Source organism: Anaeromyxobacter sp. SG64 (assembly GCF_022690745.1).
Taxonomy (GTDB): domain Bacteria; phylum Myxococcota; class Myxococcia; order Myxococcales; family Anaeromyxobacteraceae; genus Anaeromyxobacter; species Anaeromyxobacter soli.
On the sequence record NZ_JALCZB010000017.1, the window covers coordinates 68066 to 77965 of the forward strand.

Annotated in this window: 10 protein-coding genes; 7 read left to right on the forward strand and 3 right to left on the reverse strand. The window is 75.8% G+C overall.

Going from position 1 to position 9900, the window contains the following annotated elements; genetic code table 11:
- The first annotated feature begins 28 nt into the window (after positions 1–28).
- The 7 genes from MNZ29_RS07795 to MNZ29_RS07825 all read left to right on the forward strand — a co-directional run bounded on the left by MNZ29_RS07795 (position 29) and on the right by MNZ29_RS07825 (position 7876).
- On the forward strand, positions 29–673 hold the full coding sequence (locus MNZ29_RS07795; protein ID WP_242336475.1) for a TetR/AcrR family transcriptional regulator: 645 nt from the start codon (positions 29–31) through the stop codon (positions 671–673).
- A gap of 205 nt (positions 674–878) precedes the next feature.
- Positions 879–2465, forward strand: a complete 1587-nt coding sequence (gene serA / locus MNZ29_RS07800; RefSeq protein WP_242354646.1) for a phosphoglycerate dehydrogenase — start codon at positions 879–881, stop codon at positions 2463–2465.
- 86 nt (positions 2466–2551) lie between these two features.
- The gene (locus MNZ29_RS07805; RefSeq protein WP_242354648.1) at positions 2552–3277 is read left to right on the forward strand and encodes a hypothetical protein; all 726 of its coding nucleotides are present in this window, start codon (positions 2552–2554) and stop codon (positions 3275–3277) included.
- Positions 3278–3371: 94 nt separating this feature from the next.
- Positions 3372–4400 carry an ATP phosphoribosyltransferase regulatory subunit gene (gene hisZ, locus MNZ29_RS07810; RefSeq protein WP_242354673.1) on the forward strand — a complete coding sequence of 343 codons (1029 nt, stop codon included), beginning with the start codon at positions 3372–3374 and terminating at the stop codon, positions 4398–4400.
- A 93-nt stretch (positions 4401–4493) separates the two neighbouring features.
- A complete protein-coding gene (locus MNZ29_RS07815; RefSeq protein ID WP_242336466.1) occupies positions 4494–5789 on the forward strand; it encodes an adenylosuccinate synthase in 1296 nt (431 codons plus the stop codon).
- A 513-nt stretch (positions 5790–6302) separates the two neighbouring features.
- Complete coding sequence (locus MNZ29_RS07820) at positions 6303–7298, forward strand: hypothetical protein (RefSeq protein WP_242354675.1); 996 nt, start codon at positions 6303–6305, stop codon at positions 7296–7298.
- 158 nt (positions 7299–7456) lie between these two features.
- Positions 7457–7876: a hypothetical protein gene (locus MNZ29_RS07825; RefSeq protein WP_242354677.1), complete on the forward strand. Its 420-nt coding sequence runs from the start codon at positions 7457–7459 to the stop codon at positions 7874–7876.
- Positions 7877–7879: 3 nt separating this feature from the next.
- On the opposite strand, the gene MNZ29_RS07830 is transcribed toward MNZ29_RS07825, so the two are convergent.
- The 3 genes from MNZ29_RS07830 to MNZ29_RS07840 form a co-directional block, all read right to left on the reverse strand.
- Positions 7880–8668: an FHA domain-containing protein gene (locus MNZ29_RS07830; RefSeq protein WP_242354679.1), complete on the reverse strand. Its 789-nt coding sequence runs from the start codon at positions 8666–8668 to the stop codon at positions 7880–7882.
- A gap of 139 nt (positions 8669–8807) precedes the next feature.
- Positions 8808–9068, reverse strand: a complete 261-nt coding sequence (locus tag MNZ29_RS07835) for a hypothetical protein (RefSeq protein WP_242336454.1) — start codon at positions 9066–9068, stop codon at positions 8808–8810.
- A gap of 8 nt (positions 9069–9076) precedes the next feature.
- Positions 9077–9900: ComEC/Rec2 family competence protein (locus tag MNZ29_RS07840; protein WP_242354681.1), on the reverse strand; the 824-nt coding region annotated here is incomplete at its 5' end.

A 9900-nucleotide genomic window follows, 5' to 3' on the forward strand; every position in this document is an offset into this window, starting at 1 on the left:
ACGTGAACCTCGACTGGAGAATCGACGGGTGAGCCGGACCCGAACACCGCCGCCGCACGCCGCGCGGAACGCCGAGGGGAACGAGCCCGAGAAGCGCCGCGCCATCCTCCACGCCGCGGTGCGCGTGTTCGCGGAGAAGGGCTACCACGGCTGCCGCATCGCCGACGTGGCGCGGGCCGCCAACGTCGCGTACGGGCTCGTGTACCACTACTTCCGGAACAAGGAAGAGCTGCTCGAGAGTGTCTTCGCCGAGCAGTGGACGATCCTCATCAACGCCATCCGGGCCATCGACGAGGGGCCCGGTACGGCGGCCGACAAGGTCGCGGCCATCTTCGGGTTCGTCTTCGACGTGTACAAGGCGGCCCCCGCCGCGGTGCGCGTCCTCATCCTGGAGGTGACGCGCACGCCGCAGGGGCTCCGCGCCGGCTCGACCCGCGAGACCTTCGACCGCGCCGTCCACCTGGTCGCGGACGTGGTCCGTCAGGGCCAGCAGGCCGGCGAGCTCCGCGCGGAGCTGGACCCGGTCATCGCCGCGGCGGGCCTCCTCGGCGCCCTCGAGCTCGCGATGACCGGCATGGTGATCGGCATCGTGCCCGCGGGGGACGAGGCCGCGGTGGACCGGGTGAAGGGCGAGGTCGTCGAGCTCGTCTGCGGCGGGCTGCGGCGCCGCTGAGCGGCACCCGGCCCCCGATCGACTGCGCGCGCCCCGCCGGGAGCTTTTGCCGGGCGGTGCCCCCGAACAGAATCCCTTCCCCCATGCCGCGCTGCGGCGTCGGTGGGTCGCCGGCCGGATCGCCCGGGCGGCGGGCTCGTGATCTTTCGCCGGCGCGCGGCGCGCTGCCGGCATCCGGCCCCGCGGGGCCGAGCAAGGGTGAGTGATGGCGGCGCGCGTGCTCGTGTCGGACGACCTCTCGCCGGAGGCGGTGAGGATCCTCCAGGCGGCAGGGCTGGAGGTGGACGTGAGGGTGGGCCTCAGGCCCGAAGAGCTCGAGCGGATCATCGGCGACTACGACGGCCTCGCGGTGCGGAGCGCCACGAAGGTGACCGCGCGCCTGCTCGAGAAGGCCGCCCGGCTCAAGGTGATCGGGCGCGCCGGGGTCGGCGTCGACAACGTGGATCTCGCGGCGGCCACCCGCCGCGGCGTCGTGGTGATGAACACGCCCGGGGGCTCGTCGATCACGGTGGCCGAGCTCGCGCTCGCCATGATCCTCGCCCTCTCGCGCCACGTGGCCGCCGCCACCGCCAGCGTGAAGGGTGGCAAGTGGGAGAAGAAGCGGTTCCAGGGCCACGAGCTCGCCGGCAGGACGCTCGGGGTCGTGGGGATCGGGAACATCGGCTCGGTCCTCGTCGAGCGGGCCCTCGCCATGCGCATGCGCGTCGTCGCGTTCGACCCCTTCATCTCGCCCGAGGCGGCCGCCAAGCTCGGCGCGTCGCTCGTGGACCTCGAGACCCTCTGGCGGGAGGCGGACGTCGTCTCGGTCCACGTGCCCCTCACCGAGAAGACGCGGAACCTCGTCGACGTGGCGGCGCTCGCCAAGATGAAGAAGGGCGCGATCCTCGTGAACTGCGCCCGGGGCGGCATCGTGGACGAGCGGGCGCTCGCCGAGGCGCTGCGCTCGGGACACCTCGCGGGCGCGGGGCTCGACGTCCTCGAGCAGGAGCCGCCGCCCGCCGATCACCCGCTGCTCGCGCTCGAGAACGTGCTCCTCACGCCGCACATCGGCGCCTCGACCGAGGAGGCGCAGTCGGCGGTGGCCATCGCGGTCGCCGAGCAGCTCTCGGACTACCTGGTGCGGGGCGTCGTGCGGAACGCCGTGAACGCGCCGGGGCTGCCGCCGGAGATGATGGAGCAGCTCGCGCCGTACCTGCCGCTCGCGGAGAAGCTCGGCGCGCTCGCGGCGCAGCTCGCGCCGCCGGGCCCGACCGAGGTCGCGGTGGAGGTCGCCGGCGAGCTCGCCTCGGTGCCGCTCCGCCCGCTCGTCGCGCGCGCGCTCGCCGGCGTCCTGCGGCCGTTCCTCGACACGCCGGTGAACGAGGTGAGCGCCCCGGCCATCGCGCGGGAGCGCGGGCTCGCGGTGCGGGAGACGCGCTCGGCCGAGCCGCACGACTACGCGAGCCTGGTGACCGTCACGGTCCGCGGCGCGGGCGGCGAGGCCCAGGTCGCCGGGACGGTGTACGGGAAGCGGGACGCACGCATCGTGCGGGTGAACGCGTTCCGGGTCGAGGCGGTGCCGGACGGGCAGGTGATCCTCTGCGAGAACGACGACGCGCCCGGCGTTTTCGGCAGCCTCGGGACGACGCTCGGCGCCGCGGGCGTGAACATCGCCCGCATCTCGCTCTCGCGCGTGGAGGATCGCTCGCGCGCCTTCGCCTTCCTCAACGTGGACTCCGCGCCGTCCCCGGAGCTCCTCGAGCGGCTGCGCCGCCTTCCTCACGTCCGGTCGGTCCAGGCGATCGCGCTGTAGCCCGGAGCCGGGCGCCTTCGCGCCCCGGTTGTGAAGCCCCCGCCCCGACCCCAGCTTTCGGGGATGAGGTTCACGGAGGGACGACCATGACGACACTGACGGAGACAGGCGGGCGCGTGCTCCCGCGCCTGCACTGGGGCGCGGTCATCGCGGGTGCGCTCGTCGCGCTCGCCGCTCACGTGGTGCTGGGGCTCGTGGGCGCCGCGATCGGATTCGCCGCCGAGCCTGCGGACTCGCAGGCCTTGGGCGCGGGCGCGGCGATCTGGGCGATGCTCACGCCGTTCGTCGCGACCGCCATCGGAGCCTGGATCGCGGTGCGCATGGCCGCCGACTTCGACGCCGCCGGCTCGAGCCTGCACGGCGTGGTCGTGTGGGCCATCGGGCTCATCGCAGGCGCGCTGTTCCTCGCCGGCACGCTCGCCTCCGGGGCGATGAGCGCGGGCACGGCGGCGAGCGGCAACGCGGGAGCGATGCGGCAGATGATGGGCGGCCGGCAAGCGGTGGACCCGAACAGCCCGCGCACACAGATCGGCGCCGAGCGTGCATCGGATGCCGCGGGCAAGGCGGCTGCAGCGGCGGCGGGCGGGGCGGCGATGGCGGCGATCGCCGGGCTCCTCGGCGCGTTCGCGGGCGCCTCGATGGCGCGGCGCCGTCGCGAGGGTCGAGGGCTCGGCTGGAGCACGCACCGGACCGAGGGCGCTCCACGCTCGCGCGCCGTCAGCCCGGAGGAGCGCGCGGCGATGCCGGGGTACGAGCCGCGCCCGTCGGTGCCCGGGGAGGTTCCGCGCGGCGAGGAGCCGTTTCACCATTAGCGATTGAGGCGCGCGAGGCCGGGTCCGTGCGCGCGGGCAGCCGCGTTCCGATCCCCTTTCGCGGCCGGGCGGGGGCGAGATAGAGTCGGGCGCGATGCTCGACCTCTCGCTCCCGTCCGGCTTGCGCGACCTCCTCCCCGATCACTCGGCGCACCTCGCCGAGCTGTCCGCGAAGCTCCAGGAGGTGTTCTCGCGCTTCGGCTACCGGCGCGTGTTCCTGCCCACGCTCGAGCGGCTCGACGTGGTGGAGCGCGGGCTCTCGGCCGCGGCGCTCGCGGACGTCATGAAGTTCGTCGAGCCCGGCTCCGGAGAGGTCGTCGCCATCCGGCCTGACATCACGCCGCAGATCGCGCGGCTGTACGCGGCGCGCCCGGACGCGCTGCCGTCGCCGGCGCGGCTCTGCTACGACGGCCCGGTGCTGCGCGCCCGCGAGGCGCGGGCGGGCCGTCCCCGCGAGGTCTACCAGGCCGGCGTCGAGCTGCTCGGCGCGGGCGGGCCGTCCGCGGACGCCGAGGCGCTCGTGGTGCTGGCGCGCGCGCTCGAGCGGGTGGGGCTCGGCGCCGCCGTGCTGGAGGTCGGCCACGCGCGCTTCGCGCACGCGGTGATCGACGGGGCGGGGCTCGCGCCGAAGGGGCGCGCCGCCGCGTGGGAGGCGCTCTCCCGCAAGGACGAGGACGCCCTCGCCGCGCTCGCGAAGAAGGGCCGCGGCGAGGCCGCCGCCCGCGCAGCGCTCCCGGAGCTCGCGACGCTGTACGGCGACGGCGCGCTCTCCCGCGCCCGCAAGCTCGTGCGGGACGTCCCCGGCGCCGCCACGTCGCTCGGCCAGGTCGAGGCGGCGCTCAAGATCGCCCGGCGCCGGGGGGTCAAGGACGTCTCGGTGGATCTCGGGGAGACGCGTGGCCTCGGGTACTACACCGGCATCACCTTCGCCGGCTACGCGCCGGGGGCGGGGAGCGCGGTCGCGGCGGGCGGCCGTTACGACGAGCTCCTCGAGCGCTTCGGCCGGCCCGGGCCGGCGATCGGCTTCGCCGTCGACCTCGAGTTCGCGACCCAGGCGCTCGAGCGTGCCAACGGCCGGGCGGGCGAGCGCACCGCGCGGTCCCGCCGCAGCCGTCCGCGCTAGCGGATCCCGGTCCGCCCTGGTATCGTGCCGCACCTGCGTCGGCGCTGCGACCGCGAGGTGCGCGCGCCGGGAGTCCACCCAGGGAGCCATCACATGCCGAACGTGGTCGTCGTCGGAGCCCAGTGGGGCGACGAGGGCAAGGGAAAGATCGTCGATCTCCTCACCGAGCACGCGGACGTCGTCGTCCGCTTCCAGGGGGGGAACAACGCCGGCCACACGCTGGTGGTGAACGGCGAGAAGACGGTCCTCCACCTCATCCCGGCGGGCATCCTCCACCCCGGCAAGTCGTGCGTCATCGGAAACGGCGTCGTCTTCGACCCCGAGGTCTTCGTCATGGAGGTGGACCGGCTCAAGAGCCGGAACGCCCTCGCCGACGACGCCCAGCTCGTGGTGTCGCTCGACGCGCACGTGATCATGCCGTGGCACAAGGCGATCGACATCGCGCGCGAGCAGGCGATGGGCGCCGGGAAGATCGGGACGACCGGCCGCGGCATCGGGCCGACCTACGAGGACAAGGTGGCGCGGCGCGGGCTCCGGATCCGGGACCTCGTCGACGCCTCCCGCCTCGAGCGCAAGGTGAAGGAGCGGCTGCCGGCGGCGCGGGAGGAGCTGCGCCGGCTCGGCGCCACGCCCGACCTCGACGAGGCGGCGATCGTCGCCCGCTACGCGGAGCTCGGCCGCCGCGTCGCCCGCTACGCCGCGGACGTGTCGCTCTGGCTCCACCGCGCGCTGCAGAACGGCAAGCAGCTGCTGTTCGAGGGCGCGCAGGGGACGATGCTCGACGTCGATCACGGCACGTACCCGTTCGTCACGAGCTCGAACACCGTCGCGGGCAACGCCGTGGTGGGGTGCGGCCTCGGCCCGACCGCCGTGGACTACGTCCTCGGGATCTCCAAGGCCTACTCCACGCGCGTGGGCGGCGGCCCTTACCCGAGCGAGCTCAAGGACGAGACCGGCGAGCGGCTGCGCAAGATCGGCGGCGAGTTCGGCGCGACCACCGGCCGGCCCCGCCGCACCGGGTGGCTCGACGTCCTGGCGCTGCGCTACGCCGCTCGCGTGAACGGGCTGCACGGCATCGCGATGACGAAGCTCGACGTGCTCACCGGGTTCGACACGGTGAAGATCGCCGTCGGCTACCGCGTGGACGGCAAGGTGCTCGACGAGATGCCGTCGGATCCGGAGCTGCTCGAGCGGGCCGAGGCCATCTACGAGGAGCTGCCGGGGTGGAGCGAGAAGCTCGACCACCTCCGGAGCTGGGACGACCTCCCGCCCCGCGCGCGCGCCTACGTGAAGCGCGTGGAGGAGCTCTCGGGCGTGCCGGTGGTCGGACTCTCCGTCGGCGCCGACCGCGGGCAGACGATCCTGCTCGAGAACCCGTTCCGCAAGTAGCCCTCCGGCGCACGCGGTGGGCGCGTCCCCGCGCCCGCCGCGCACCTCTTCCGCGTTCCACGCACAGCGGCGCCATCCCAGGCGCCGCCTCGCGCGGCGCCGAGGGCGGTCGCTTCGGCTCTGAGCGGTCGCGCCTCGAGCGCCGCCGCCTTCGCTGGTCGTGCGCTCGGGCGTATCATGCGCGCCATGCGCGCTCTCGCCCTGTTCGCAGTCCTCCAGGCCGCTCCGGCGCTCGCGCTCGCGCAGGGGGCGCCCGGGACGGCGCCCTCGAGCGGCGCGCGCCCGGTCGTGCAGAGCGCCGGCGCGAGCCCCGCGGCTCCGCCGTCGAGCGTGACGGGCGTGACGGCCGCCCCGGCTCCCGGCACGACGACCGTGACCGCTGCTCCGAGCTCTCCTCGGCCGTCGACCGCGGGCCCGACCGCCAGCGCGACTCCGACCCCGACTGCAGCCCCCGCGACCGCAAATCCGGCCGCGACCGCGAGTCCGGCCCCGGCCGCGACGGCGAGCCCGGTCGTGACCGCCAGTCCGGCCCAGACGCCGGCCGCGAGCCCCGCCGCGACCTCGACCGCCGCTTCCGTTCCCGTCGCGCCCACGGCCGCCGTCGCGGAGCGGCTCGCGCAAGGCGATCGCGCCTTCGGGGCGGGTGACGTCCGCGGCGCGCTCTTCGCCTATCAAGACGCGGTCTACCTCCAGCCCGGGTACGCCTTCGCGCGCGTGAAGCTCGGGCGCGCCTACCTCGCGCTCCGCTACCCCGCGCAGGCCATCGCGCAGGGGGAGCTCGCGCTCGCGTCCGATCCGGCCAGCGACGACGCGCGCCGGCTCCTCGAGGAGGCCCGCGCCGCCCGGATCCCGGCGCCCGCCCTTTCGGCCTCGTCGGCGCCGCAGCCCGTGCCCGCCGCTGCGGCTGCGGCGCCCGCTGCGCCCGCGCTCGGCGCGCCCACCGGCGCCATTCCTGCGGGGGCGACGGTCGTCGTCGTGATGCCGGCGGGGGTGGCCCCCGGAACGACGATCGCCGTGCCGTCCGCGGCCCCCGCGGCCGCTCCGGCCCCGCCGGGGACCCAGCCACGCACCTACCGTCTCACGCCCGAGGCGTACGACGCCCCTGCGCCCCTCCCTGCGGCGCCGGCGCAGGCCGGCGGGCCCACCGCCGCGCAGCGCTACCGCAGCGCGCTCGACCTCGTCGCGCGCCGCGAGTACGGCGCGGCGATCGCGCTCCTCGACGACGCGATCGCGCTCGATCCGCGGCTCGCCGTCGCATACACGGCCCGTGCGAGCGCGAAGTTCGGCCAGAGACGGTTCCGCGAGGCGGCCGACGACTACAAGGCTGCGCTCGGCCTCGACCCGGCCCTCGGGACTCCGCTGTACGGCCTCGCCGAGTGCTACCGGCTCCTCGGCGACCCGCTCGCGGGCGAGCTGTACCGCCGTTACTCGAATAGCCACGCCCGGGACGTGCGCGAGGAGCTTCGGTCGGTCGCGCGCGCCCGCGCAGACGAGCTCTCCGGCCGCTGATCCTGGAGGCGCGGCCCCCTCGGCCGCGCGGCCGCCTCCGCCCCCGCGCGGAGGGCGGTCGCGTGCCGCGCACGAGCGCTCGGGTCGCCCGGGCCCGGCCCCAATCGTACCGCGCCGCCCGTCTGGCCCACCTCCGTGGGCGGCCGTACACTTGGGGCATGGAGGCGGCGCGGATCTACAAGACGCGCCTGCCGCTCCGGATCGCGGTCGCCACGGCGGGCACGTTCTGGTTCGGCGTGCTCGTCGTGCTCCTCGGCGCCCCGGGCGCGGAGCCGCGCGCCGTGCTCGGCGCGACGCTGTTCCTCGCCTTCTTCGCGGTGTTCACCGTCCTCTACGCCCGGACGTCCATCACCGTGACGGACGACGGCATCGTGGCCGCGACGCCCTTCAGCCGCCGGCCCGTGCGCTACGAGGAGATCCGCGAGATCATCGTGCAGGACGGGCTCGGCGGGCGCGTGTACGCCCTGTTCACGCAGCGCGGGCGCGTCCAGTTCACGAGCCTCTTCGCTCGCCACCGCGAGCTGTTCGAGCTGCTCCTCGAGCGGGCGGACCTCTCGCCGCAGCGGCTCCGGCGCTGAACCTCACGATGAGGACGCGAGCGCCAGCGCCGCGGCGGAGAGGCCGAGGAGCGCCGCGGCGGTGAGGTGCGCGAGGGGGAGCCGAGGCGCCCTTCGGCCGGGCGCGTCGGCCGAAGCGGGGAGCGCGGCGCACGTGCGCGCGCCCGGGTGGACGAAGACGAGCGTCGTGTCTCCGACCGTGAGCTCGTCGCCGTCGCGGAGCGCGCAGGGCAGGCGCTCGAGCCGCATGCCATTCACGCGCAGGCCGTTCTTGGAGCCGAGATCCTCGATGAAGGCGCCCTCCGCGTCGAGGCGCAGCCGCGCGTGACGGCGCGACGCCTGGGCGTCCCGGACGCGGATGTCGGCCGCGCGCCCGCGCCCCAGGACCTGCTCGGCGCCGAGCGGGTGCCGCGCCCCGGCCTCGGGCCCGGTGACGACGACGAGGTGCACGCCGCCGATCGGCGCCTCCGGGCTCGCCGACGCATCCCGGAGCAGCGCCGCCGCGGCGACGCGGGTGCCCTCCGCGGCGACGGCGGCGGGGAGGGCGATGCGGTGGCCCCCGAGCTCGACCGACTCGCCGGAGCGGAGCAGGCGGCGCGCGCCCGCAGGCAGGGGCCGCCCCGCCGCGCGAGCGCCCGACACGCACGCCTCCACCACCAGGCCGGCCGCGCACGGCAGGAGGCGGAGCGCGCAGGGGGGAGCTCCAGGCAGCTGGAGGTCGTCGGCGCGCGATCCGCCGGCGGTCGCGGGGGAGGAGAGGTCGCGCCGCTCGGGGTCGGCACCGGCGCACTGGAGCATGAGCGTCTGTCGCACGAGGCCATGGGATCCAGCGCCCGTGCCAGCGGGCACCGAGCACGGGCCATGAGATCTCGCGAGGTTGGACGGGCGGCCTGGCTGAGGGGGTCCGCCGCGCGGCCCGGCCGGCACCGCGCGCGCCCTTTAGCGGGCAGCGCTATCCGGAGTCGGAGCCGACGTGCCAGCGGCTCTCGGCCCGCGAGCGCTCGGAAGGATCGCCCTCGAAGCGCAGGTAGCCGTTCAGCTCCAGGGTGTCCACGAGCGTCTCGGCCTCGAACTCGCCGATGCCGAGCTCATGAACCAGGACGTCCCGGAAGTAGCTCCGGCCGCGGAGGTATCCGACGGGAGGTTCGGTCGGGGGGATGTGACGGCGAATCCGCTCGGCGACGTCGGCCAGGTCGAAGTCCTCGATGCCCACAGGCAACCCTAGGGGCGCTCCCATAGGATCGCCAGGGGGTCGAGGGCGGCCGAAGCGGGCACGCGGGTGACGCGGCGCCCGTCCGAGAGCAGCCGGACCGCCCCCTCCTCGTCCGTCCGGAGCACTGCGGCGCCCGCCGCGCGCCAGCGCTCCACCGCCTCGGCATGGGGGAAGCCGAAGCGGTTGTCCCGGCCGAGGCTCACGACGGCGAGCGCCGGGCGCACCGCCCGGACGAACGCCTCGCTCGAGGACGTCCGGCTGCCGTGGTGCGGCACCTTCACGACGTCGGCCCGGAGCCCTCCCCTCGAGAGCGCTGCGGCCTCTCCCGCGTGCTCGACGTCGCCGGGGAACAGGAACGCGGTCGTGCCGTACCCGACGCGCAGCACGACCGAGGCGTCGTTCGCGCCGAGCCCTTCGCGGTCCCCGCCCAGCACGTCGAAGCGGACGCCGGCCCGCTCCCATCCGTCGCCGGGGGCCAGGGGAACCGGCGCCAGCGCCGCGAGCACGCGCGCCACCTCGCCCTCGGCGGGAGCGCCGTTCGAGAACACGAGGTCGATCGGGAACGCGCCCGCGACGGCGGCGAGGCCGAGGGCGTGGTCGGGGTGCGGGTGCGAGACGAAGACGGCGGCGAGGCGGGTGACCCCCAGATCGCGGAGGAGGGGGACGACGTCGCGCGCGCCGGGATCCGCGCCGCCGTCCGGCGCGCCGCCGGCGTCCACCAGCACGGCGCTGCCGTCCGGGAGCCGCAGGAGCGCCGCGTCCCCCTGGCCCACCGAGAGGAACAGGACCTCGAGCCCGCCGCGCGTCTCGGCCGCGGCGGCGCGCAGGTGGG

Coding starts and splice junctions, on each gene's coding strand:
- hisZ (WP_242354673.1), top strand. CDS start 3,372: ATGCTCGACCTCTCGCTCCCGTCCGGCTTGCGCGACCTCCTCCCCGAT.
- MNZ29_RS07805 (WP_242354648.1), top strand. CDS start 2,552: ATGACGACACTGACGGAGACAGGCGGGCGCGTGCTCCCGCGCCTGCAC.
- MNZ29_RS07825 (WP_242354677.1), top strand. CDS start 7,457: ATGGAGGCGGCGCGGATCTACAAGACGCGCCTGCCGCTCCGGATCGCG.
- MNZ29_RS07815 (WP_242336466.1), top strand. CDS start 4,494: ATGCCGAACGTGGTCGTCGTCGGAGCCCAGTGGGGCGACGAGGGCAAG.
- serA (WP_242354646.1), top strand. CDS start 879: ATGGCGGCGCGCGTGCTCGTGTCGGACGACCTCTCGCCGGAGGCGGTG.